Genomic DNA, 25,335 nt, shown 5'->3' with positions numbered 1-25,335 from the left:
TCCTCCCTGTATCAGTGATAAACCGTGTCAATCAGATATTCCGTATTTTACTACCATAGCTTCCAGGTCATCCATTTTTAAGGGATGCGGTATAACAAAATCCTTATTGTCTATGATTTTTTGAGCTAAGGTTCTATATTCATTGGCCTGATTGCACTCAGCATCATATTCTACAACGGTCTTTTTATTGAATTCTGCTTTCTGAACAACATTATCACGGGGCACAAAGTGTATCATTTTAGTCCCTATGGCCGAAGTAAATTCTTCTAAAAATTCTTTTTCTCTATCTACATTGCGGCTGTTGCAAATTATACCGCCCAAGCGGACTCCGCTTTGTTTAGCATATTTAAGCAACCCTTTGCAAATATTATTGGCCGCATAAATGGCCATCATTTCGCCTGAAGCGACAATATATACCTCTTGTGCTTTACCTTCACGTATAGGCATGGCAAAACCGCCGCAAACAACATCTCCTAATACATCAAAAAACACGAAATCAAGATCATCAGTATAAGCTCCATTTTTTTCCATCAGATCGATAGCAGTTATAACTCCGCGTCCTGCACAGCCAACTCCCGGTTCAGGACCGCCGGATTCAACACAGCGGATGCCACCGTATCCTTCCTTTACAACGCGGTCAACTGTGATTTTTTCTTCACCATCATCACGCAGCATATCCATCAATGTTTTCTGATTCATCCCGCCCAGTATCATGCGTGTAGAATCTGCCTTAGGGTCGCAGCCATGTATAAATACCTTCTTATCGAAAAAATGGGCCATAGCTCCTGCTGTATTTTGCTGCGTGGTTGATTTGCCAATGCCGCCTTTTCCATAAATTGCAATCTTTCTCATTCCAAACTGCCCCTCTCAAATTTATAATGTCACTTATAAAAATCCACCTATTCGGCTTGAAAAGTTTAAATTCATTTGTTATACTTAAAAACGGGCATATCAAATAATCTTCTTACCAGTTGAATAGGCGATTACCCATGCTCTATGAATATTGCAGTATTCATAGAGCTTTTTCTATAGGCAAAAATATTTGCCCTATTTTATTTCCCTCCCTTGTAAAAAAAAAGGCACTTTCATATTACCAAACGGCAATATCGAAAGCACCTTTGCTCTTTAATTTATAAGCATGATTCACTTTAACATATTTTTTTTATGAAGTCAATATAAATATATTAAATTTTTATCTGTGTTTGTATATAAGACAGAATTTTCAAAATAATTACGTAGACTATTAGTATAGCTGCTAGACAGCAGACCTGCTTGTAAAATATTTATATAAAACAACCCTCATTTAACTTATTTTTTCTTCAAAGAATCAACAAACATTTTTCTGGAATGGATTAATGGATTATGATACCTTTTTCTCCCAATAGAATCCTGTTTATATTCTATTGCTCCCACCGGACACCAATGCAGGCAGGCTAAACACTGTTCACAATTTTTTTTCCATACCGGCCTGCCATCTATGAAATACACATTTTTTGCCGGACATACCTTTGAACAAACAGCACATCCTGTACATTTTTCATTCACCCAAAAATTATTACTGACAGTACTTGGTATAAATGCGTTGTACATTTTTTTGTCTTCTTCTAACTTTTCCAATATAGGCAGTGGATTTTCTGATTTACAATTGATCTTACCGGCGATAATTTTACATTTGCCAGGCTCCTCTTCAATTCTTTCAGAAAAATCTTTTTCTGGGTGAGGATAATACATAAACCACATATTACCCGGCATAAAGACACTAAAATTTGCGTTCAGCCTTGCTCCCTTCTCTTTAAGAATCCCGTCAATCTGCTGGAAACTCAAGGCCGCACTGCTTCCAAAATTGGCTACTGCAAAAAAATAAGCATTGCTGTTAACTTTCAGTTTTTTTATAAAACCTTCCAGCATGCGCGGTAAGCCTCTGAAATATACAGGGAACACAAAACCTATTTTCGCCGAGTCTTCATCAGCAGTTATATGCAGCGTATTATAGGCAACGCGTACTATTTTAGAATCACGCATGTTTGTACTCAGATCTTCGGCAATTTTTAAAGAATTTCCTGTGCCGCTGAAATAATAAATAGTAGTGTTTACTGCCATTGCCGCTTTCTCCTCCCATAAAAATCCCTTGTTATTATTTTATTATATAAATATCCTGCATATTACTTTTCCACAGCAGATCTGGAATAAAATTCAAGTTCTTCTGGCAAGCTTTACCCCCATGTCGAACGCCTGTTGGCAATCTTTGGGAAATTGTGTGTCCCTGACCATTCTTTTCTTCTTCTCATCAAATAAAGTTGCAACATATTTTGAATAATTATCAAATTGATATGTGTCATTGACCACCAGCGTTTCACATGAACCAAATATTTTTTCTATATAGATAGGAATTGATTTTAGTTCAGGTTCATACTCCACTTTAAATTGTTCAGAAGTCACATTCATTGTATAGATCAGCGCTACTGGAATTTTTCTCGGAAAAAGGCTTGAATGATCTTTATCATATACCAGATAAGGAAAAACCCATCTTTCCAAGAATGCTCTCGCAGCACTTGTGGGTGAATGTAAATAGATTGGAGAGCCAAGCACAATTGCATCCGCTGCGGCAGCCGCTTCAAGCACATTTGCCAAGTCATCCTTCACCACACATTTTCCATAGCTTTTTCCATCCTTTAGTTTGCAGGCAAAACAACTCAAGCAGCCCTTGTATTTAAGTTCATAAAGATTGATAAGCTGCGTTTTTGCACCACATGAAGCAGCGCCTTCCAAAGATTTGTCTAAAAGAGCCGCAGTATTTCCATTTTTTCTCGGACTTGCATTGATAGCTAATATATTCATTTCTACCTCCATTGAATATTATAAAAATCTATGTTATAAATTATATATTATTCTTATAAAAAAGTAAGTATGCACTTTTTAGGTATATACTCACTCAAAAGTAAGTATTGGAGGTTTATTTATGAATATATTTGAAAATAAATACGGGGATTGCGGCATGCGATATACAATATCCCTGATAGGCGGAAAGTGGAACTGGATTATTTTATGGGAAATATACAAATTAAAAATAATAAGATATAATCAATTGAAAAAAAACTTGAACCCTATCACACATAAAACATTAAGCGCTCAATTGAAATATCTGGAAACAAATAGTTTAATACATAGAGAGCAATATAATGAAGTACCGCCTAAAGTAGAATATTCCCTGACCGAAGAAGGAATATCGTTGATCCCGATATTGGAAAAAGTAGCAAAATGGGGAAATGAGCATAAAAACATTGAAATATAATCAAGTAATGGAGACAATTGTTTCAGCACCACCCGTCCCCTTAATGAAAGCATGATATTCAAATGTTTAAATTTTACTGACCGAAATGTTTAAACCCGTTTTTTTTCATTTTTTTCTGTATTCCAATATTAAAAATTAAGGCTATGATCAATAAAAACAATGCAATCAACATAATATTGTGCAAACCACTATACATGATTATTCTCATTTCATATAGTAAAGTTCCCGGTAAATCTGTCATACTTTGTGAATTTCCCAGCTTATTCAGCATATCAATAGAAATTTCCCCACGAGACTCTTCAACCCCCTTCATTAAAGCATTATTTAAAACTACTCCATAGATAGAGGACATGAATGCTTGACTTAAAATACGCAATAAATATGCAAATGAGGTTGCAATTGGAATATCTCTTTTCTCGGCATCTTCCTGTACGCTAATTTGCAAAATATTAAAACATAAACCTAATCCGAGACCCTCAAAGGCCCCCATTAGCAATAAAAATCCAAAAGATGTGTTAATAGGTGCCGCTGCCACACAAAAAAAAGAAAATAAAAACGCCAAAGTTCCCAAAGTAACCATGCGATATTTTCCCACCTGTGCTTGTATTCTGGCGCCAATCACAGAACCCATAAAATTTGTAATAGAACCAGGAATCTGGGTCATACCTCCTATCAAGGCACTAAGGCCCAAGAGACTTTGAGCCCACATTGGTATATAAATATTGAACGCAATAAATGCCCCCCACAAAAGAGCAAATAAAAAAAAGTCCACTACCAAAGGAATATTTTTAAAAAGCCTGTTAGGAATTATGGGATCGGCCGCTTTTTTTTCAACTTGTAATAATAATGCCAATAAAATCAAACCAACCATCATAAAGCTGACAATAAGCACCAGTGAAGCTGTCCCTATCATTTGGATGCCTGTTAAAATTAAAACCAAAGAAGATATAAGCAGACAAGCACCTAAATAGTCTATTTTCTTACCTGCAGCATTTCGTATGGGCTCTTTGAAAAAAAATTGAACACTCAAAATTGAAAACATTGCAATAGGAACATTAATATAAAATACCCAATGCCAACTGAAAACATCTACAATCCAACCACCAATTAACGGACCGATGATAGAAGCTGCGCTAAAGCTTGCAGTAGCATATCCTATGACTTCACTTCTTTTTCTTAGATTTGTATACAAATCTGCATAAATAATAAATGGTAATGTATTCATTCCTCCTGCACCAATTCCCATAATAGCCCTTGCAATTAAGAAAAAAATATATTGGTTGATTGTAAAATGAAAATGAACAGTTGCAAAAAGTCCACAGTGACTTTCCTTTAAATGGTAAAATGGAGTTCTCACAGCACCATTAACCAAAGAGGAGACAATCACTATGGACTGCCATAATTATATCACAGTATTCCCTGAACGAAAACGTGGTCAGCACTTGGGACGGGAAGAACGCGGAGCGATCCAGCAACTAAACAAGCAAGGATACTCTCTGCGGGCAATCGCCCGAGAAATCAACTGTTCGCCAAGTACTATCATGTATGAATTGCGCCGCGGTACACCGCTGCGCAAAAGCCATAGAGGACGTGCACCGGAGTACAGCGCCAAACGAGGTCTTGCAGTATATGAAATGAATCGAATGAAGTGCAAAAGGCCGCATTATATCACACATTGCTCAGATTTTGTTAAGTGGGTGGTTGCGCAAGTCAGGGCAAAAAAGTGGTCGTTAGACGCTTGCGTCGGTCATGCGCGCCTGCACCAGCTCTTTGCTGATAAAGAAATGGTATGCACGAAGACCCTATATAACGAAATGGCTGCTGGTAATTTGCCGCTATCGCTGTTCGAGCTGCCTGAAATTCTAAAGCGAAAGCAAAACAAAAAAGGAACCCGAAAGCATAAACGTCTGAAAGGTCGCAGCATTGACGAACGTCCTGACATCGTAGATTTACGCACGGAATTCGGCCATTGGGAAGCTGACACGGTGATTGGCAGAAAAAAAGTCAGAGAAGCTGCTGTTTTAACTCTGATTGAGCGTGTTACAAACAATTACCTGGCTATTCGCATTCCTGGTAAAAACAGTGAGTCTGTCATGGCTGCGATGAAAGAACTACACGCTGAATATGGTGAGCGTTTCAGTTCTGTTTTCAAAACCATTACAACCGATAATGGCTCTGAATTCGAGGAATTTTCCAAGATTGAAGCCTGGGGTTCCAGTGTTTATTATGCACATCCTTACTCCTCTTGGGAGCGACCAGTAAATGAACGGCACAACGGCTTCTTGCGTCAATATATTCCAAAGGGCGTTTCGATTGAGAAATATACTTATGAAGATATATTACACTTTGCCGATGAATTGAATAGCCGTCCGCGCAAGCGACTTGCCTACCAGACACCGGAAGAATTGTTCGACGCTTTTCTCGATAAACTTTATATTGCCTGAGATCATCGGCATTTTACCAAAGTGTTCAATTTGCTATTGCAATTTACGAAAAAAATAATATTACTGGATAATGCTTGAAATATTGACCCAAAAATAAATAATATCGTAGCTATCTGATAGGCTCTTTTATTCCCTATACGTTCGCCGAATTTACTCCATAGAGGTGTAACGACTGCCATTCCTAACAAAAAAACTGCAACAATCCAGCCAATATATTGAATTCCGTGTAAATCACTTATGATTGATGGCAAAGCCGTATTAATTATTGTTCCATCCAAACCTGCCATAGCATTCGACAATAAAAGCCCCATTGTTACAATAAAAAGTCTTTGTTTATTCATAAAAATCTCCTATAACTCTGCGGCTTTATGGTATGCAAATTTCTTATCGAGTCATTGAATAAAAGCATTACGGAAACTGCTAAATCATTATAAATACGATTATTCGCCTTGATATGCGAAGTAAGCTGTTATTCACAACCGCCCTGAGCTGCAAAGAATAAGACATAGTTTTAGTAAAATTCATTTTACCGGCTCCTTATTAATCAAATAGTTTTTTATATTCATTTCTGACAAAATAACTTTACTACATGGAGTGAACTCCATGTCAATCTTTTTATTCAATTTGGGTACAAGATTGCGATAAATATATTCCCAAAATAAAAAAAGAGGCTGTTGATTAGTTCTTCAGCCTCTCTCCTTATACCTAACTACTCAAATAAGATGAGTTATCGTCCGGCATGCCTTTTCCCATAATAATCCCCGCTGCAATACAGGAACTATAGTTACCAGTTCTGGAAATTAAATATTTCTGCATAATATGACATTGCATCAATTTATAATCTCAGCGTGCCTATCAATCAGTTTGGTAAGTCCCCGACTATATTCTGCTACCCCATCATACATTGGTCAGCTCTCCTTCCAACTGCTGAGCCAGTCAACGAATAAAATTCGTGAAGGTAGTTTCTTCCTGTTCAGGCAATGCAACCCCATTTTTCAATCCAACTTCCTTGCATTTCAGGAAAAACGCCATATTTCGTCCCAGGATACGCATAACCTGCAAACCTTCAATATCCTGCTGGACATCTTCTGGTTTCGCACCATGCACCATATTCCAATAGCGAGAAGACACGATAGGCATCTGCATCAAACCAAAGTATTTATTCAGCTGATCATAGGTCGCTGTCGTCCCGGCCCTGCGGGCAGAAATGACTGCAGCTGCCGGTTTCAGGTAAAAGGAATTCCGTCCACCACAGAAATCTGCGTAAAAAACACGATCCAGGAAAGACGTAACAGCTCCACCTGCTGCAGCCCAATGCACAGGGGAGCCAAAGATAAATCCATCATATTTTCCGGCAATCTCCAGCAATTCATTCACCCGGTCATCAAATACGCATTTATGCAGTTGCACACATTTATGGCATCCCAGGCAGCCATTAAGTGCTTTATTGCGAATCCAGAAGAAGTCTGTCCCAACATTCTCTTCCTGTAAGGTTTTTGCGACCTCAGAAAGTGCAGTATACGTACATCCTTTTTCATGCGGACTTCCATTCACCAGTAAAACTTTCATTTTTTTCCTCCAAGTTTTCATTGTTTCATTTAGATTTCTTGTTTTTGCAAAATTTAGCCAAAGATTATTCAGCCAAACCTTTCTTCTTCATCCATTTTTCCATAGCATCTGCAACCTGTTCATTATTAAGATCTGCCATCATAAAATGCGTATTTCCTTTGATTCCGATATCCGGTAAAGAAACGACGGTCACATCACCGCCATATTTTTTCATCACAGCTTCCCACTTTTTCGCAAGCTTCAGGCGTACACGCCAGTTATCCTGTCCCCAGTTCTCTGTTGGCTCAGTTGGAATATTATCACCAAAATATACAACAATCGGTATTTTCGTGAGTTTCATAAATTCGTCCATTGGCACAGCTTCACCCGAAGCCGGGAATGGGCTGCTGGTCGCTTCCGTTGCTGGTACTTCTCCTTGCGGAAATGGGAATGTTCCTGGCTCTAACGCGATGATACCACGAACCTTAGCGGTTCTCATGGCAGTCGCCCAACCCGGTCCACCGCCAGCAGAATGCGTGACCAGCACACCATCCCCAGACTTTTCAAATACAGCTGCCATTGCATCGGCAACTACCTGTTCATTGAAGCTGCCTGTATCCGGCGTCATCTCACGGAAGAACTGATCCAGCGATTCTTTATCCTTGGGTACGGCTGCATTCTCATAATAATTGGGCCACTGGCCGATACGAAAGGTATTGAACCAAAGCTGATCATCCGGCTGTGCAGAAATCGTTGTGGGAACAGTAGATCGTCCTGCTTTGCCGCGACGTGGTTCATCGACCAGATAGGTTTTATATCCCTTTTCCAAGAATATATTCTGGAAGCCATCCCGGCCGTCCGGTGTACTTTCCCAGGTCTTTGATGATTGTCCATAGCCATGCAGAAATACCATACTGTTTTTGTGTGCTTTCACCGGCTTCTGATAAAATACATATGCATGGTCCCCATGCAAAGTTTCACCATCATGGCTCATCGGCTTTGTACCATCATAAGTTCCCGGGGATGTCACTACCGTACCGCCCGCCATAAAGCTGCCCTGATCCTCAATTGTTACCGGCTTACTCATCGCCATTGCCGAAGTGGTCAACAGACTCATGCAAATTGATGCAGCCAGGATAATTTTGTCTGCTCGTACCATTCTTGTTCATCCTCTCTCATGCTATTTTTTTCTGTATATGGCTATTTCCGATAATGATAATTTATTTTTCAATATGATGCCCACCAAACACTGGCAGCTCCATTTTTGACAATGCCTGATCAATATGCTCAATTTCGGAAATGGTCAGCATAATATCTGCCGATTCAGCATTTTCTTTCATACGCTCGATTTTACGGCTGCCCGGAATAGGCACAATCCAAGGTTTTTTATTCATCATCCATGCTAACGATATCTGTGCGTCTGTCGCGCCTTTTTCAGCTGCCAGTTTCGATACGATTTTCATCAATTCAGCTCCGGCTGCCATACCTTCTTCTGTATACTGCGGCATTTCACTGCGAAAATCTCCTTTAGCAAACTTAGAATTCTTCGTATACTTCCCCGTCAAAAAACCATTTGCCATCGGCGAAAAAGCAACAAAACCAATATTCAATTCCTCCAGCGTCAAGAACAGTGCTTCATACCATCGAGCCATCATCGAATAACGATTTTCTATAGCCGTGACCGGGCATACTGCATATGCACGCCGTAAATATTCTTCATTTGCCTCAGAAATTCCCCAATAACGGATTTTCCCGTCCTTAATCAGCTCTGCCATAACGGCGGCAACTTCTTCGGGTTCCGTCTTTGGATCAATACGATGCTGATAACAAAGATCGATATACTCCACGCCCAGACGCTTTAAGCTGCTGTCTACCGATTTGCGAATCGTTGCCGGACTGCTGTCTGCCAGCAATGTGTCCCCCTGGTGCCTTACACCGAATTTTGTTGCAATAACAACTTGACTGCGTATATCAGCCAATGCCCTGCCGACGATTTCTTCATTATAAGAAATACTGCCATCTAGATTTTGTCCGATATAGCATTCTGCCGTATCAAAAAAATTATAGCCCAGATCATAAGCTGCTCTTATTTTCTGTACAGCTTCCTTTTTCTCAACCGCAGTACCATAAGCATGGGAAAATCCCATGCAGCCTAATCCTATAGCTGATACCTCTAAATCTCCAAGCCTTCTTTTTTTCATATTCCCTTGCTCCCCTCACAAAGCTTGATTATTTTCTTCATCAAGAACTGCCTGTCTATATGTTGCATCACTGACTTCTTCAAGCCAAGTAACAGCTTTCCCCTCTTTATCTCCGGTCAGTGCAATTTGCACCATCTCACCATTCATATCCGCACCATGCCAATGCTTAACATTCGGAGGACACCAGAGCATATCCCCCGCATGAAGGACAATCGTTTTCCTTCCCCATTCCTGTGCCAGCGCCGTTCCCGATTGAACAATCAACAATTGTCCTGCTGGGTGTATATGCCAATATGTCCTTGCACCTGGCTCAAAAGTGACTGCTCCTCCTGAAAATTTGGCCATCTCATTTTTATCAAAAACACGCGTCACAATGGCTCTTCCTGAAAAATAGGATGCCGGAGCTTTATAGCTTTTTAAATTTGCATGATGATACACAAGGATATGCTGCTCACTTATATCTATAGTATTGGATGCATTTACAATTCCATATTTCATACTCATCATTACTACTAAAAAAATCCCTAAGATTTTTATCAAATTTTGCACATTGTCCTCTTCTTCCTTAAAATAATCAAGTTAATACACAATTTGTTATATTTGACTAATTTTAGATAAAATTACCAATAAATATATAAAAAATTTTATTAGAGGCATATGCTGCATAATAAAACGCAGCATTTCCATATTGTTGTTATATTTCTATGCTGCGTCTATATACTTTTATTTTTGTAATTGAAATTTTTCCTTAAATCAAGAAGATTTCACGATGCCATCGACATTTTTCCAACAGCTGCATATTAGCAGATATGATCATAAATGTTTTCCGTAGAATACAGTTAGTTTATCAACAGCTTGCTCAACATATTTGGGCACCCAATATGTCTGAATATGAGTTGCTCCCTCTATCAGGAATAATTCCTTGTCCTTTGTACCAGTTGCCGCGGCAAAACACTGTTTCGTCATATAAAGAGTATCTGCTCTGCTGCCTGCCATCATCAGCAAGGGCTGGTTGATCAGATCCATATTATTAGCTGCATCAAACGTGAATAAATCAAGATTGCTGCTTACTGTATAGCGAAACGTGGAATTCGGATATGCGTGTGTTTTACCGTAATATTCATAGCCTTCACGATACAAATCAGGCATTTTGGCAAGCTGTTCCTCACTCAGATTCTTGTCCAGCATGTCCGGCGTATATTGTACTTCACCGCCGGCAACTTCCTGAGCTCTGGCCGCTGAGGCCTGCTGTAAACGTTCTTGAGTGGTATCTTTCTGCGAATCCATGAATCCATTGCGGCGGACGATGCCCGAATTAAACATACTGAGCGTTGCAACCGCTTTAAAACGTTTGTCCGTTTGCACCGCCTTCAACGTGTAACCGCCGCCACCGCATATTCCTAATGCGCCTATGCGCTCCGCATCAACTCCCGGGTAAGAAGAGATCACATCTGCCATACCATGAATGTCTTCAACCCGATAGAAAGGTTTATCAACATTACGCGGAAACCCACCGCTTGCCCCCTGAAAAGAGGCATCTGCAGCAATTGTGATGTAACCATTTTCGGCCATACGCTGTGCATATAAGCCCGCAACTTGTTCCTTAACTCCTCCATTAGGATGTGCGACAACAAGTGCCGGATATTTTTTACTGCCTGCCTTATCATAGCCTGCTGGTGTATACACATTAGCCGAAATCTTTATGCCGTTCAAATCATAAGTGATTGGATGAATATTCACCTGTCCTGAGATATTCTGAGTAATTGCTCCCCGATAAACCAGACCAAACGGATTTTCATTTGGACTTTTAAATGTGCTTGGATCTACTTCCTGAAAAGTTCTTTCTTGCATTGCCACAACAGGATGACTGCCTCTCTCCGCTGACTGTGCACTGATCTGTCCGCCATCCCCAATACTCAGCAACCCTAATGCCAGCACTGCCAGACTTAGTTTCAATTTAAGGTTCATAAAAACTCCTCCTCAAATATTTAGACATAAATATAAGGCTGTTTATCATGTTATTATTATGCAGTAAAATCATCACTCAAGGATATAACGATTATCTCGTATTATTGCCTAATATTATCAAGATTGATTTCCCGAATAACCAAGTCGCATTTTCCCCCTGACTGTTCATATTGACATTTCTTCTTCATTATTAAATAACTGCCGTTTGCCAATCCATATCTATAATATTGCAAAAATTAACACCATTCTATTCTAAACAAAGCACAATTTTATGAAATAGTTCATAAATTATCCCATCATAAAAGTTTCGTTTAATCGGAGTAATCTGTAATAATACTATTCTTTTTCCACGCTTCTACCTGCGCGAGATCTGTGCTGAGAGCATCGCTGACCACCTTGACGGCATCGCTTCCCAATACTAATAACTCAGGTGGCTCTAATGAACCAACAGCCTTAATAATTAATTCTGCGCCTTTCTCAGGATCGCCAATCTGATGCCCGTTGGTAACGTCATTGCCAATTCGACGAAGTCCGGCAGTGGCGGCATAATCGTTCATGGCTGTCCGCGACTGTCGCAGAGAACGCCCGGCGAAATCAGTTCTGAATGCGCCTGGTTCAACTATTATTACCGATATACCAAGGGAGGCACACTCTTTCTGAAGACCTCTTGATAATCCTTCAAGGGCACACTTTGTTGCTGCATAGTAACCAGACCCGGGTTCAGTAGTGCGGGCGGCTATAGAGGAGATATTCACGATAGTACCTTTATGTCTCATTCTCATGCCGGGCAGTACCGCTTTCATCAGTGCTACAGGGCCAAAAAAATTTGTAGCAAAAAGTTCCTCCACTTCATCAGCTTCTCCTTCTTCCACTGCGGCGCGATAACCATGTCCTGCATTATTGACAAGAACATCAATTCCACCAAACCGAGATTCACCTTGCCTTATCACTTGCGCAATCTGCTTGTGATTTGTCACGTCCAACTGAAGAGCCAGTGCCGTATCGGGGAAAGTACTGACAATCTCTTGAATTGCAAAAAGATCCCTTGCTGTTACGACTACATTATCTCCGTGTTTCAACACAGCCTGAGCAAGATTTCGGCCAAGGCCGCTCGAACAACCGGTAATCAACCAAGTAGACATAATAAAAAACCTCCTAATATTGTTAATAAGATGTGCGTTCTCTTGCCGATATTCAACTTGCTGAGTGAAAATTTACAATTTAGGTTCCCGCTCCGAATGCTGAAGACAGTTTATTTTCTGTTCGACAAAATGATATTTTTTATCAAACGCTGTTCAAATACGCATTTAAAACTGGATCAATTCCGTCCTTAGCATCACCACATTTTTTCTTTATAGCTTGTTTCGCAGTTACTTATAAACCACTACATTTTTAATTATAAAGTAAATAAAAATGGATCGTTATACCATTATTATCAAAAAATAACCTAATCCTCTCATATTTTCTAAACAAACTGCTGGTTTAGCTGATGCAACCAATATTTCTAACTTTAGTCAAAAAAGTCCCCACTCAAATAAATGTAGGATTAGCTATTGATTAAACAACTACATTAAATTAGCAGGAACTTTACTGCATATAAAATGAATTCATGAGATTTTTACAATTACTATGCCTTTTTTCAAGCATAATTAGTTTTTTGGAGATTATAATTGAGCATATTTTTCTCGTAGACGTTTTATCTCTTCCTTTGGCGGGAGGCCAAACATACGGGAATATTCACGACTGAATTGCGACGGACTTTCATATCCTACCCGAAACGCTGCATCAGCGGCATCTATTGTCTCCGACAATAAGAGTTGCCGTGCTTCCTGCAGCCTCAGTTGTTTTTGAAACTGAATAGGACTCATTGCCGTGATCTCTTTAAAATGTCTGTGAAGTGTAGGTACACTCATATTTGCTATTTTAGCCAGTTCTTCAATTCGAAGCGTCTGATCATAATTCTGCGTAATTTGCTTGACAATTTTTCTTACTTGATAAGCATAGCTTCCCTCTATGGCAAATTGCTTTAATATATTTCCATGCGCTCCCTGCAGAACTCGATAAAAAATCTCTTTTGTAAAGAGTGGTGCAAGTACCGGAATATCCTCAGGAGTGTCTACTAAACGGGCTAATCTGGCTACCGCATCCAACAAAGGCGCTTCAATACGGCAAACATACATAGCATGTTTGTTATCTTCCTTAAGACGAGTTTTTGCTTCGGAAGCATTTATAATTTCGACGATTTGATTAGGTGTAAATTCTAGCTTGAGCGATAAATACGGAACATTTGGCGATGCTTCGGTGACTTGTCCAGTAACCGGCAAACCGACAGATGAAATAAGATAGTCAGCCGGACCATATCTAAATCGTTCTGCGGCAAGACAAATTTCTTTTCCTCCTTGAAAGATAATGCATAAGGAAGGTTGATGAAATATATGCCTTGGTTCATTTACCGACGACTGCCGAAAAAAGAACAGCGATGGAACGGCAGTCTCATAGGCACCGTCTTGGACAACGTAGCGTTCAATGAGTCTGGCAAGCTCAGACTGATATTTATTTATTTGTTCAGGCATAAATCTCCCTCCTGTGTCTGCATTTCTTCCAGCTTTATTATAATATTATTCCCCATCATGTAAAACCTATTTATTCTCACTCGGGTAATACTTCATTTATACAGCGCAGCGCATTAAGCGTGCGCGGGAAACCGATGTATGGCATACATTGAGTAGCGGCGGAGATAATCGTTTTCTTGTCGTTGCCAACATTTATATTGCCCTGAATATGTCCTTTGAGCTGGCTTTCACAGCCGCCTAAGGAGGCAATAATGGCAAAAGTCAAAAGCTCACGCATACGGAGGTCAAGTCCATTCCGCGTGTAGGTGTCGCCAAAACAGAAGGCAGAAAGATAATCCTGAATATGCTTTTGATCTTCCGGAGCAGCAGCACGCATTTTATCAATATAATCGCCATAAATTTTCTTTTGAACTGCAAGACCTTTCTCAAAACGATCTTCTTCTGTTACCGTTGTCTGGCTTTCAAGAGGCAGCTTAATTCTCTGCGCTTTTAAAACAGCATTTACGATATGAAGAGCATCAAGCGCCTTGGGAAAACCGACATACGGCGCTGACTGATAGACGGCCTCTTTAATTTCGACAGGCGTTATACCGATACGGAGCGCACCGCCAACATGCATCTTGAAAAGGGTTGTATTCTGAGTGGTTTCCAGTACTACGAGTGTAATAAGCTCACGTTGTTTATCTGTGAGATTGCCTTGTTGTTCGACTTCACCATAAATAAAACGTTTCATAGTATTCGCAAAATCTGGATCGGTCGTTTCCTCAGGAACTTTAGTATTACCAAAAAGTCGTTGATATTTTTCATCACCAGCCTGGACCCTGTCTATTGCTATCGGTGGCTCTTCCATGTTATTATCAGTCGGTTCCGCAGCAGCAGCGGCTGTTCCAATGAAAGTCAAGGTACTCAGGCTGATGGCCGCTATGCGTAAAAATCTCTTTAAAATTTTATAGTCTTTCATAAAAATCAACTCCTGCAATATTATTAAGTAATTTTACAATTAACGCATGCCTATTTTAGCCAGCCATGCCTCAACTTCTTTAGGCTCATTAGCTCTAACACCTTCAAGTATTGTGGAATTGGGACAAAGACTCTGTATCGCCGGCATACTTTCCGAAAATTCACTGCTGGCACTCGTGCAAAATGGAATAACCGTCTTACCGGAAAAATTATAGGATTGCAGAAAGGTATAAATGGCCATCGGGGCCGTATGCCACCAAATGGGATACCCGACAAAAATCACATCATAACTGTCCATATTATCGATTTTTGTTGATAATACCGGTCTGGCATTCGTTTCCTTTTCCTGTTTTGCAACCTCAACGCATTCATTATAACCTGTCGGATAAGGCGTTACCGTCTTAATTTCCACAATGTCTCCGCCAACAAGATTATGGATTTGTTCAGCTGCTCTTCGCGTATTTCCTGTCTGAGAAAAATAGGTTACAAGAATTTTTTTACCATTAGTATTCATTGATTTATCTTCCGAAGTTTTTGCATTCGCTGAATCATTCTTATCTGTCACGGTTGATGTCATCTTCTGTTGCAGAGAAGATGAATTTGCAGCATTATTACTGCCGCAGCCAGCTAACAAAAGAAGCATACAACTGGACACGGCCATAATAAACAGCTTCTTCATTTTGATCTCCTTTTTCCGTTATTTATAAGATTTTTTGTAGATTGCGATACAGTCTTCTTTTGCCAGTTGTACACGATCACAGGCGAAGAGTCCGCCCATCGGCCCCATAGCATTTTCCGCCATCTTCGGAAATTCATCTGGCGTAATGCCATAATCGCTCATTTTCAGATCTGCTGCACCGCACTCTTGCAAGAGTCTTTCAAGCATTGTGATGAAATCCATAGGTGCTTTGGTATTTTCCATCCCCATAGCTTTAGCCATGCGGATGAAACGATCGTCGCATACATGGTGTTCGATGATATTTGTAAAATAAGCGCGGCTTAACATGATAAGACCTGCTCCGTGCGGTAAGTTTTCGTGATAAGCTGATAAAGCATGCTCTAAGGAGTGCTGGCTCGAAGTTGTGCCGACGCACATAACCGTACCAGACAGAATATTTCCAAATGCCACATGTTCTCTGGCTTTCATATCGCTGCCGTCTTTGACAGCACGTGATAAATAACGTCCGACATTTTCAATTGCAGTAATCGCATACATATCACTCATCAGATTTGCAAATTTTGAAACATAACCTTCGAGGCTGTGGCTTAATGCATCGAATCCTTGATAAGCTGTAAATGCTGCCGAGACACTTTTCATGAGTTCTGGATCCTCAATGCAAATCTTTGGAAAAAGCGCAGGCGTCTTAATACCGACTTTTTCATTTGTGTCCGGGTTGGTAACTACGCAGCCTGCATCAGCTTCTGAGCCGGTTCCCGCCGTTGTACTGATTGCAATAATTGGCAAAGGTTCATTGATAATTGGTTTTTTCTTGCCGGTGCCGCTGGCAACATAATCCCAAAGATCACCGTCATTCACTGCCATGATAGCAATTGCCTTGGCTGAATCAATACAACTGCCACCGCCAAGGGCTACTACGAAATCACAGTTATTTTTCTTTGCAAAAGCCGCACCTTCCATGACTGTCGCCTTTAACGGATTCGGCTGTATCTTATCAAACACATCTGATTTCACACCAGCCAGACGAAGCTGCTCTTCGGTCCGCGTTAAATAACCGTTGCTTCTTGTTGATTTTCCATTGGAAATAACAATGAGCGCTTTCTTGCCAGGTAACTTCTGTTTATGAAGTTCGTTGAGCATTCCGGCACCAAATAAGATTTTTGTAGGTACATACATCGTGAAACTCATAGTTTCAAACAACTCCCTTATCTTGTTTTTCATTAAATTTCAAAACTTTACTCATATTATCTCGCAAATAAAGAAGTAAACGATATATCATTTATCTCAAATCATTGCCCAATTATATCAATATTGCCTAATATTATTACAAAACCGAAAAGTATTCATGCTAATGGGCAAAAGACATCCACTTTATTTTTTATTGAATATATTTATCAGTGATAAATCAGTTTGACAGCCCCATAAATTTACACATCACTGTAAATATTTAATATTGACATCTACATGCTTTTTATGATAAACTTTTCTGGTATGAGTTTGTCTTTCAGGCATACTTAACAACCGCTCAGTGAGGTCAAATAGCGTTTGCTAACCACAACTGGCGAGTATATAATGAGGCAGGTGTAAATTAAATATGTACGCTATCTTTAAAACAGGCGGGAAACAGTACCGTGTGGCTGAAGGTGATACTGTTATAGTAGAAAAACTTGAGGCTGCGGAAGGAGACACTGTAACTTTTGACGAAGTTCTGACAGTGGTCAATGATACAGATGTAAAAATTGGTACTCCTATAGTTTCTGGAGCCAAAATTACTGCAAAAGTAGAAAAACAAGATAAGGCAAAGAAAATTTTGATTTTCAAATATAAAGCAAAATCAAATTATCGCCGTCGTCAGGGACATCGTCAGCCGTATACTAAACTGACTATCGAAAAAATCGAAGCATAATGATTAAGATAACTGTTTTGCGCAATGCTGATCATAAAACTACGGGGCTGCTGATAACCGGACATGCCGAATTTGCTTCCCATGGCAGGGATATTGTCTGTGCGGCTGTTTCCGCTCTTGCTCAATCAGTTATTTTAAGTTTATTGGAACATGTACAGGCAAAAATTGATTTTAACGTTAAATCGGGACATTTAAATCTTATTTTGCAGGATCCACCGACAGAGCTCACTGAAGCTGTATTTTCAGTTGCTTTACTGGGATTCAGGGAAATAAAAAATGGTAATCCTAAAAACGTCACTATTTTAAACAGCAGGGGGTGAATTAGATGTTTAATTTTGATTTACAGCTTTTCGCTCATAAAAAAGGGGTCAGCAGTACCCGTAACGGACGTGACAGTGCAGCACAGCGCCTTGGTGTAAAAGAACAGGCAGGTACCTTGGTTACGGCAGGAAGTATTTTAGTCCGTCAGAGGGGCACTCATTTTCATCCCGGTCAAAATGTGGGGATTGGCAGAGACGATACCTTATTTGCTAAAATCAACGGTAAAGTTGCTTTTGAACGCAATGGTCGTTATAAAAGACAAATTAGTGTGTATGCAGCTGAATAAATAAAAAAGGCAGGGAAGTTTTCCTGCCTTTTTTATTTATTCAGCAAAAAAACAGTTGCCGCGCAAACGGCAACTGTTTTTTATAAATATATTATATCCTTTTAAATCTCTGTTATAAGTTCAGTAAAATTATGAATATCTTTTTCCGCACCACATTGCAATCCGGTCACGTAATCAAACATCTTTTGAGCAAAAGGCCCAATTTTTCCTTCATTAATGATCATATCCTCGCCCTTATAACTTAAAACACCCACAGGAGAAATAACCGCTGCTGTACCTGAACCGAAGACTTCTTCCAATGTTCCGGCCTTATAAGCAGCTTTAATTTCATCTATAGAGATACGGCGTTCGGATGTAGGATATCCCCATTCTTTTGCTACCTGAAGAACTGTACGGCGTGTGATGCCGCTTAAAATACTGCCGTCTAGCTCAGGAGTTACTATTTCGCCCTTTATCTTAAAAAGAATATTCATCGAACCGACTTCTTCTATATACTTGCGTTCTACCCCATCAAGCCAGAGCGTCTGATCATAACCCTTCTGATGAGCAACAAGACCGGCATGCAGACTTGCTGCATAATTGGCAGGAGTTTTTGCTTCACCAAGACCGCCCTTGGTCGCCCGCACATAAGTGTCTTCAACCATAATTTTCACAGGCGCAAATCCGTGTGCATAATAAGCAGCTACCGGTGACAATATGATATACAGCTTATACGATTTACCGACGCTTACGCCTAAAAAACCATCGTCAGCATAAATAAACGGACGTATATAAAGACTTTGACCGCGCTGATCCGGTACCCAGGCCTTTTCTATAGTAATCAGCTGTTTGAGAGCATTATGTACAAGATCTACATCAACCTGAGGAATATCAAGTATACGTGCAGAATTATTCAATCGATTGAGGTGATCCAGAGGACGAAAAACAACTACCTTATTTCCTTGTCTGAAGGCTTTCATTCCTTCAAAAATAGCCTGTCCGTAATGTATAGTAGCATTAGCCGGACTTACAGAAATATTATCATATGGTATAATCTGGGGATCATGCCATCCCATACCTTCAGTATAGGTCATTTCAAACATGTGATCCGTAAAATGCGTACCAAAACCGATTTTTGATACATCAGGTTTTTCTTTTAAAGCAGCTGCTTTTATAAATTTAACAGTACTCATATAATTATCTCCCATCATTGTAGAATGAATACATTATACACCCCTCGTTTTTTAAACGCAAGATAAAAAATTACAAGGTTACATTTGTGCCAATCAACAAAACTGATAAAACAACTTTAAAATCATTAATTTGAACAGAATATTTATATCATTTTACCCGAAGAAAATGCACCAACAGCCAATTCGTCAAATAATCCGTATTTATGAACAATACAGATATCCATTCAGGATGTATATAGCAGAGCTGCACAGCAAAAAGACACTATGACTAAATGTCTTAGTGTCTCTTATAATGCACGGTCAGGCACGTTCGATATAATTGCCGGTGCGAGTATCAATACGCAGCTTATCATTTTCATTGACAAAAAGCGGTACCCGCACTTCATATCCTGTTTCTACTTTTGCCATTTTTGTAGCGCCAGTAGCGGTATCACCTTTTACACTGGGTTCACATTCAACAACTTCCAGCACTACAGAATTTGGTAAAGAAATACCGATTATTTTACCTTTAAAAGTCTGCAGACTTATATCCATATTTTCTTTCAGAAAGTTAAGAGCATCACCAAGCTGTTCCTTGCTGAGTTCGGTTTGTTCAAATGTTTCATTGTCCATGAAAGTATACATTCCGTCACTTTCATATAAAAATTGCATCTGATTGGTTTCAAGATGAGCTGCCGGTAATTTTTCATTGGGATTAAATGTACGTTCGACCACGGCCCCAGTCTGTACATTCTTTATTTTTGTACGCACAAAAGCCGCACCTTTTCCCGGTTTAACGTGTTGAAAATCAACAATCTGCCATACACCATTGTCTATTTCCAGTGTAAGACCTGTACGAAAATCACTGCTTGAAATCATTAAAAATAAACCTCCAAATTAATATTTTATATCTATTTTATCCAAATGTGATACACCGTCCATTAAAAATTTACAGCAACCATGCACCAATATATTTTACTGCCATACCATCAAGTTTCTTAATGTATCTCTGAAGCTTTGGATAACTTCTTTCATATCAGTTCTAAAACGCCCTAAATTTCCATAAGTTCTTTGGTGCTTTTTGTCAGGATGACAGCTCCACGTTCACCAACCAATGTAGTATCTTCTATTCGTACACCGCCAAAATCAGGAATATATATTCCCGGTTCAACAGTTACAAGCATATCTTTTTTTATAATTACATCCTGAGCCAGCGGAGAAAGACGAGGAAGCTCATGAATTTCCAGACCGACCCCATGCCCAAGCCCGTGACCGTAATTACTGCCATAGCCTGCAGCTTTTATAAAATCCCGCGAAGGTGCATCTATGGTTTTCCCATCGGTTTCGGACTTGATGCTCTTTATCCCCAGGAGTTGCGCCTGCGCAACAATATCGTATATTTTCTTCTGCTTGTCTGATGCTCTGCCCACACATACAGTACGCGTAATATCCGAATGATAGCCTTTATAGACAGCGCCAAAGTCCATTGTAACAAATTCTCCGTCAAGAATCAACTTTTCAGTAGCTGTTCCGTGCGGAAGACTGCCTCTTTTACCGGAAGCAACAATTGTAGTGAAAGCAGGTCTTTCACTGCCAAGCCTGCGCATAGTATGTTCAAGTTCAGCCGCTATATCTATTTCAGAAAGTCCCGGTTTGATATACTCAATTATGTGCTCAAAAGCTTTGTCACTTATCGCGACAGCCTTTTTTATTAATTCTATTTCCTCCGGCTCCTTTTGTATACGCAAGCCGTCCAGATTAATCGGAACAGAGAAATTCACTCCCGGCAGCATCTGACGCAGAGCGTCATAAGATGCATACATAAGTGCATTTGTCTCAAATGCTAATGTTTTTATACCATCAGCACGAATCATCTCACTTATTTTTGTGAGGAGGCCTTTTCTTTGTTCCACAGCAGGAAACTTGCTCTGCTGTGCCGCCTGTTCCAGATAACGCGAATCGGTAATGAGATATTCTTTTTCACGTGTTATTACAAGTGCCGAATCATCCCCATAGAAGCCGCTGAAATAATGAACATTTTCATTTTTATTTACAACTACGGCATCGGCATTTTTTTCCGCCAGAAGTTTTCTTAAACGAAAAAGTCTGTTATTTTCCATTTTTTTTAGCTCCAGTCAATTCCGTGATAATATATTGCAGTGCAGCAATGTAGCTGCCCACACCCAACCCGCAGATCTGCCCCACTGCCACGGGTGCGATGACCGAATTGCTGCGGAATGCTTCTCTTTTATGAATATTAGACAAATGCACTTCTATCACAGGAGTCCGCACAGAAGCAATAGCATCACGAATAGCAATACTATAATGTGTAAATGCACCGGCATTTAAAATAATATAGTCGTAATCCGACGACTGCTGAATTGCCTCTATCAACTCGCCTTCATAATTGCTTTGTTTAAAATTAATGCCGATACCGGCCTTATCGGCATCTTCCTTGAGTAAATTATTTATGTCTGCAAGAGTTGCCGAGCCATATATTTCCGGTTCCCGTGTACCCAAAAGATTAAGATTTGGACCATGCAGAACAAGAACTTTTTTCATAATAACCACTATCCATTTACGTATTTTATATATTGTTAATATTTTATATCAAAACCGCTGTCGCCGTCTACCATATTTATGGATTTTATATCTATAGCAGTAACTTTTATAAATATATTACCCTTTTTTATTTCAGAAAAAAAGGCATTCAAATGTACATTATCTCCCTGTACTTCCATTGTGACAGTACCATCAGCCATATTCATTACCCAGCCCGACAGCCCATACTGCTTACCAATGGATTGAACAAAATAACGGAATCCCACCCCCTGCACCCGTCCGGATGCTTTGGCAAAGTATCTTTCCATACATTTCCTCTTTCTGCTGTACGATCTTTATGTCTGACAAGCTTTTTTTATCAGACAAAAGGTCTTGTGATATCACGCCGCAATATCGCACCGGATTCTACCGGATGCTCCATCTTCATTTTGATTATCTGCTGCGGATGTGGAGCCGTATCGATATTTTCTCCCTCATCATTTTTCATTATGTGGATATTCTGATAATATGACGGCCCATGTGGTTGAAATACCTCAATATACTGACCAAGCTTCATATTGTTTCGCTGTTCTATCGTTGCGAAGCTTGTTTCCTCATCATAAGATAAAACCATTCCGATAAAATCGGCTGTCTGTGTATAAGAAGATGTATCATATACATGTCCGTCATGATCCGGCTTAGCCAGAAGAAAGCCTGCCGTATATTGTCTGTGGGATATCTTAGCCAAGTCATTGCGCCATTTTTTCTGCATCTGCTTAAAAAGGATCGGATCTTTATAATAAGTATCTATGGCCTCTCTATACGCTTTAACGACACCCGCAACGTAATAAACACTTTTCATTCGCCCTTCTATTTTTAGACTGTTTACTCCGCTGTTAATTACTTTATCCAAATAGGGCAGCAGACACATATCCTTTGAATTGAAAATATAACTGCCTCTGCTGTCTTCTTCAACAGGATAATATTCTCCCGGTCTCTTTTCCTCAACAAGAGAATAATTCCAACGGCATGCCTGAGCACATGCCCCCTTATTTGAATCACGGCCGGTCATATAGTTGCTCATGACGCAACGGCCCGAATAGGAAATGCACATAGCGCCATGTACGAATATTTCAAGCTCAGCAGATGATTTTTGTCTTATAGTCTGTATTTCTCTTAGAGAAAGCTCTCTGGCGAGAACTACTCTGCCGGCTCCCATAGCTGACCACGCGTTCACAGAAGCCCAATTTGTTGTATTAGCCTGTGTACTTACATGCAGCGGAATTTCCGGTATCGTTTGTCTGGCCATAGCAAACACTCCGGGATCGGAAATAAGAACACCATCCACAGCAAGTTCTGCCAGTTCGCGCAAATAATCCGGAATACCGGCTAAATCTTCATTATGGGCAAAGATATTGACTGTCACATACACTTTTTTACCCTTGTCATGAGCAAATTTTATGCCTTCGTTCATTTCCTGCATAGAAAAATTGCCGCCGTAGGAACGCAGTCCGAACTTCTTTCCGCCCAAATAAACCGCATCAGCACCATATAAAATGGCTATTTTCAATTTCTCCAGATTTCCTGCCGGAGCAAGCAATTCTGCTCTTCCGTTTAATTCAAATTTGTTTTTTTGAAACAGCAAGCCCATCCCCTTCATAATATATCGTAGTTTTGAAATATCTGTTAGCTTTTATTTCACAAATATATTCTCTAAGCCTTTTAACTATTGTTTTGTAACGGCGAGGCGGTTTTCCCACGCTTTCCACATAACCACGGAAAAGCACATTATCAGAAACTATCGTTCCACCCGCAGACAGCAACGGCAGAACAGCATGCAAATATCGAACATATTGGCCTTTAGCCGCATCAATAAAAATGAAATCAAACTTCCCCGATAATGTAGTGAGAGTCTCGGCCGCATCTCCTTTTAGCAAAGTTATATTATTGTGATAAGGCGATCTGGAAAAAAAACTCTCTGCTGTCTTTATTCGTTTATCATCTATTTCCAGTGTAATAATCTCTGCATCAGAGGAAATACTATATGCCAAAAGAAGTGCCGAATAACCGATAGCTGTTCCTATTTCTAAAATACGATGCGGCTTTTCCTCAGCTGCTGTTTTGCACAAAATCCTGGCAGCCTGATCTCGTATAATAGGTACCTTATATGTTAAGGCATATTCACGCATTTCATTCAATAAATTTTCCATTTTGAAAATCCAATCTAAAAATATCACTCAATATTGTTGACGTTAATAAGATGTTCCTGATATGTGCGGCTATAATGATTATGACCCTCACTATCTGCCACAAAATACAGATAATCATTCATCTGCGGATACAAAACGGCTCTTACAGAGGCAATACCCGGGTTATCCACAGCTCCCGGCGGCAATCCGTAATGTATATATGTATTATAAGGTGAATCTATTTTAGTATCCTTTATAGATACATTCTCTTTGCGTTCAATCATCGCATATTGAATAGTCGTATCAGACTGCAGAGGCATATTTATTTTCAATCTATTGAAAAAAACCTGGGCTATGAGCGGACGGTCCTCATTAAATTTAGCTTCTGCTTCAACAAGTGACGCCATGACCACCAGTTCATGCATGGAAAGATTCATCTGCTTTGCTCTTTCACGAAGACTTGCATCAATTTTTTTATCAAACTCACCTGTCATAGCATCTATTACCTTTTTTGCCGGAGTATCCTCAATAAATTCATATGTATCGGGAAAAAGATAACCTTCAAGTTTATACTTCACATTCGGATCACTGTTTTGCATATATTCATAGGGAATATATTTTTTTGCCAGAGTCAGAAAATCCTGTTTCGAAGTAATTTTTTTTCTTTCCAAGAGATCTGCTATTTGCTCCACAGTATAACCTTCCGGAACAGTCACCTTTATTACTACAGTCTGCGGTCCCTTGATTAATTCATCCATCACTGCAGTGCTGCTCATGCCGCGGTGCAAAACATATTCCCCGACCTTCATGCCTTTGTCGAGTCCTTTAAGCTGTGCCAGTATCTTAAAATATACATCATGATATATTATATTCTTATCCTTAAGCAATTCCGCTATTTGAGAGGTACGCATTCCCGGTTTGACATTAATGACGATCTGCTCCTGGTCATCAGCCGGAGTGATCGAATGAAAACCAATAAGCACAGTCAACATAAACAAAAAGAACACACCTATTACGTATTTTAAAGGAATACTAAATATTTTATCATTTTTTACATACAAAAAAATTTTTTTGCCATATTTTTCAATATTTTGCAGAATATCGGACAAAATTATCCCTCCGCACAGATTATCATTCTATTAAAATCAGCAAAGACTGCTTTTCATCAAAATGATCACCGCATTCTGCAGCAAGACATCACTTACTATCCGAATCTTTGCTGAATACATTATCCTATATAAAAAGATTTTATGCAAATTTTTATTTTGATCCCATC

28 protein-coding genes are annotated in these 25,335 nt (G+C 39.7%); 5 read left to right on the top strand and 23 right to left on the bottom strand.

Annotated features, from left to right (window positions below):
- Positions 1–27 precede the first annotated feature (27 nt).
- The 3 genes from nifH to NXG61_RS10995 form a co-directional block, all read right to left on the bottom strand.
- The gene (nifH, locus tag NXG61_RS11005) at positions 28–852 is read right to left on the bottom strand and encodes a nitrogenase iron protein (RefSeq protein WP_196603879.1); all 825 of its coding nucleotides are present in this window, start codon (positions 850–852) and stop codon (positions 28–30) included.
- Positions 853–1,308: 456 nt separating this feature from the next.
- Positions 1,309–2,100, bottom strand: coding sequence for an EFR1 family ferrodoxin (locus tag NXG61_RS11000; protein ID WP_307225223.1), 792 nt, complete (start codon positions 2,098–2,100; stop codon positions 1,309–1,311).
- A gap of 93 nt (positions 2,101–2,193) precedes the next feature.
- On the bottom strand, positions 2,194–2,838 hold the full coding sequence (locus NXG61_RS10995; protein ID WP_307225224.1) for a flavodoxin family protein: 645 nt from the start codon (positions 2,836–2,838) through the stop codon (positions 2,194–2,196).
- Between the two features lie 121 nt (positions 2,839–2,959).
- Here NXG61_RS10995 and NXG61_RS10990 point away from each other — a divergent pair, with 121 nt between their 5' ends.
- Positions 2,960–3,292, top strand: a complete 333-nt coding sequence (locus NXG61_RS10990) for a winged helix-turn-helix transcriptional regulator (RefSeq protein WP_196603882.1) — start codon at positions 2,960–2,962, stop codon at positions 3,290–3,292.
- 73 nt (positions 3,293–3,365) lie between these two features.
- Here the strand turns inward: NXG61_RS10990 and NXG61_RS10985 are convergent, their stop codons facing one another.
- Positions 3,366–4,664, bottom strand: coding sequence for an MFS transporter (locus tag NXG61_RS10985; protein ID WP_432748926.1), 1,299 nt, complete (start codon positions 4,662–4,664; stop codon positions 3,366–3,368).
- 16 nt (positions 4,665–4,680) lie between these two features.
- Here NXG61_RS10985 and NXG61_RS10980 point away from each other — a divergent pair, with 16 nt between their 5' ends.
- Positions 4,681–5,736 (top strand): IS30 family transposase, encoded by a 1,056-nt coding sequence (locus NXG61_RS10980; RefSeq protein ID WP_432748913.1) that lies wholly within the window; start codon positions 4,681–4,683, stop codon positions 5,734–5,736.
- Positions 5,737–5,738: 2 nt separating this feature from the next.
- Here NXG61_RS10980 and NXG61_RS10975 read toward each other — a convergent pair whose 3' ends face one another.
- The 11 genes from NXG61_RS10975 to NXG61_RS10925 all read right to left on the bottom strand — a co-directional run bounded on the left by NXG61_RS10975 (position 5,739) and on the right by NXG61_RS10925 (position 16,853).
- Positions 5,739–6,077 (bottom strand): MFS transporter, encoded by a 339-nt coding sequence (locus tag NXG61_RS10975; protein ID WP_307224709.1) that lies wholly within the window; start codon positions 6,075–6,077, stop codon positions 5,739–5,741.
- A gap of 595 nt (positions 6,078–6,672) precedes the next feature.
- Positions 6,673–7,305 carry a flavodoxin family protein gene (locus NXG61_RS10970; RefSeq protein ID WP_196603884.1) on the bottom strand — a complete coding sequence of 211 codons (633 nt, stop codon included), beginning with the start codon at positions 7,303–7,305 and terminating at the stop codon, positions 6,673–6,675.
- 64 nt (positions 7,306–7,369) lie between these two features.
- Positions 7,370–8,443: an alpha/beta hydrolase gene (locus tag NXG61_RS10965; RefSeq protein WP_307224710.1), complete on the bottom strand. Its 1,074-nt coding sequence runs from the start codon at positions 8,441–8,443 to the stop codon at positions 7,370–7,372.
- A 61-nt stretch (positions 8,444–8,504) separates the two neighbouring features.
- The gene (locus NXG61_RS10960) at positions 8,505–9,485 is read right to left on the bottom strand and encodes an aldo/keto reductase (RefSeq protein ID WP_307224711.1); all 981 of its coding nucleotides are present in this window, start codon (positions 9,483–9,485) and stop codon (positions 8,505–8,507) included.
- 15 nt (positions 9,486–9,500) lie between these two features.
- Positions 9,501–10,034: a (R)-mandelonitrile lyase gene (locus NXG61_RS10955; RefSeq protein WP_432748925.1), complete on the bottom strand. Its 534-nt coding sequence runs from the start codon at positions 10,032–10,034 to the stop codon at positions 9,501–9,503.
- 264 nt (positions 10,035–10,298) lie between these two features.
- Positions 10,299–11,453: an alpha/beta hydrolase gene (locus NXG61_RS10950; protein WP_307224714.1), complete on the bottom strand. Its 1,155-nt coding sequence runs from the start codon at positions 11,451–11,453 to the stop codon at positions 10,299–10,301.
- 311 nt (positions 11,454–11,764) lie between these two features.
- Positions 11,765–12,595, bottom strand: a complete 831-nt coding sequence (locus NXG61_RS10945) for an oxidoreductase (RefSeq protein ID WP_307224716.1) — start codon at positions 12,593–12,595, stop codon at positions 11,765–11,767.
- Between the two features lie 522 nt (positions 12,596–13,117).
- Complete coding sequence (locus NXG61_RS10940; RefSeq protein ID WP_307224718.1) at positions 13,118–14,026, bottom strand: AraC family transcriptional regulator; 909 nt, start codon at positions 14,024–14,026, stop codon at positions 13,118–13,120.
- 76 nt (positions 14,027–14,102) lie between these two features.
- Complete coding sequence (locus tag NXG61_RS10935) at positions 14,103–14,987, bottom strand: carboxymuconolactone decarboxylase family protein (RefSeq protein ID WP_307224719.1); 885 nt, start codon at positions 14,985–14,987, stop codon at positions 14,103–14,105.
- Positions 14,988–15,026: 39 nt separating this feature from the next.
- Entirely contained in the window at positions 15,027–15,665 is a 639-nt protein-coding gene (locus tag NXG61_RS10930) for a flavodoxin (protein ID WP_307224720.1), read from the bottom strand.
- Between the two features lie 18 nt (positions 15,666–15,683).
- On the bottom strand, positions 15,684–16,853 hold the full coding sequence (locus NXG61_RS10925; protein WP_432748924.1) for an iron-containing alcohol dehydrogenase: 1,170 nt from the start codon (positions 16,851–16,853) through the stop codon (positions 15,684–15,686).
- A gap of 406 nt (positions 16,854–17,259) precedes the next feature.
- Here NXG61_RS10925 and rplU point away from each other — a divergent pair, with 406 nt between their 5' ends.
- Genes rplU through rpmA form a run of 3 tightly spaced genes read left to right on the top strand, consistent with a single transcriptional unit; the run spans position 17,260 to position 18,178 of the window.
- Complete coding sequence (rplU, locus tag NXG61_RS10920) at positions 17,260–17,571, top strand: 50S ribosomal protein L21 (RefSeq protein WP_307224724.1); 312 nt, start codon at positions 17,260–17,262, stop codon at positions 17,569–17,571.
- The gene (locus NXG61_RS10915; RefSeq protein ID WP_196603894.1) at positions 17,571–17,891 is read left to right on the top strand and encodes a ribosomal-processing cysteine protease Prp; all 321 of its coding nucleotides are present in this window, start codon (positions 17,571–17,573) and stop codon (positions 17,889–17,891) included. Before rplU ends, NXG61_RS10915 begins: the two co-directional genes overlap by 1 nt.
- Before the next feature lie 5 nt (positions 17,892–17,896).
- Positions 17,897–18,178: a 50S ribosomal protein L27 gene (gene rpmA / locus NXG61_RS10910; protein WP_196603895.1), complete on the top strand. Its 282-nt coding sequence runs from the start codon at positions 17,897–17,899 to the stop codon at positions 18,176–18,178.
- Positions 18,179–18,279: 101 nt separating this feature from the next.
- On the opposite strand, the gene NXG61_RS10905 is transcribed toward rpmA, so the two are convergent.
- The 8 genes from NXG61_RS10905 to mltG form a co-directional block, all read right to left on the bottom strand.
- Positions 18,280–19,350 carry a branched-chain amino acid aminotransferase gene (locus NXG61_RS10905; RefSeq protein WP_196603896.1) on the bottom strand — a complete coding sequence of 357 codons (1,071 nt, stop codon included), beginning with the start codon at positions 19,348–19,350 and terminating at the stop codon, positions 18,280–18,282.
- A 300-nt stretch (positions 19,351–19,650) separates the two neighbouring features.
- A complete protein-coding gene (efp, locus tag NXG61_RS10900; RefSeq protein ID WP_196603897.1) occupies positions 19,651–20,208 on the bottom strand; it encodes an elongation factor P in 558 nt (185 codons plus the stop codon).
- Between the two features lie 173 nt (positions 20,209–20,381).
- The gene (locus NXG61_RS10895) at positions 20,382–21,449 is read right to left on the bottom strand and encodes a M24 family metallopeptidase (RefSeq protein WP_196603898.1); all 1,068 of its coding nucleotides are present in this window, start codon (positions 21,447–21,449) and stop codon (positions 20,382–20,384) included.
- The gene (aroQ, locus tag NXG61_RS10890; protein ID WP_196603899.1) at positions 21,439–21,891 is read right to left on the bottom strand and encodes a type II 3-dehydroquinate dehydratase; all 453 of its coding nucleotides are present in this window, start codon (positions 21,889–21,891) and stop codon (positions 21,439–21,441) included. The genes NXG61_RS10895 and aroQ overlap by 11 nt, the downstream gene beginning before the upstream one ends.
- 35 nt (positions 21,892–21,926) lie before the next feature.
- Entirely contained in the window at positions 21,927–22,199 is a 273-nt protein-coding gene (locus NXG61_RS10885) for an acylphosphatase (RefSeq protein ID WP_196603900.1), read from the bottom strand.
- A 50-nt stretch (positions 22,200–22,249) separates the two neighbouring features.
- Positions 22,250–23,515, bottom strand: a complete 1,266-nt coding sequence (locus NXG61_RS10880) for a peptidase U32 family protein (RefSeq protein WP_432748923.1) — start codon at positions 23,513–23,515, stop codon at positions 22,250–22,252.
- Entirely contained in the window at positions 23,490–24,080 is a 591-nt protein-coding gene (locus NXG61_RS10875) for an O-methyltransferase (protein ID WP_307224731.1), read from the bottom strand. Before NXG61_RS10875 ends, NXG61_RS10880 begins: the two co-directional genes overlap by 26 nt.
- 23 nt (positions 24,081–24,103) lie before the next feature.
- Positions 24,104–25,168 (bottom strand): endolytic transglycosylase MltG, encoded by a 1,065-nt coding sequence (mltG, locus tag NXG61_RS10870; RefSeq protein ID WP_307224732.1) that lies wholly within the window; start codon positions 25,166–25,168, stop codon positions 24,104–24,106.
- Between the last annotated feature and the right edge of the window lie 167 nt (positions 25,169–25,335).

It is taken from the genome of Pectinatus haikarae, assembly GCF_050916305.1.
Taxonomy (GTDB): Bacteria; Bacillota; Negativicutes; order Selenomonadales; family Selenomonadaceae; genus Pectinatus; species Pectinatus haikarae.
Note: the sequence above shows the minus strand (reverse complement) of the source record. Positions and strands in the feature narration are given on the sequence as shown.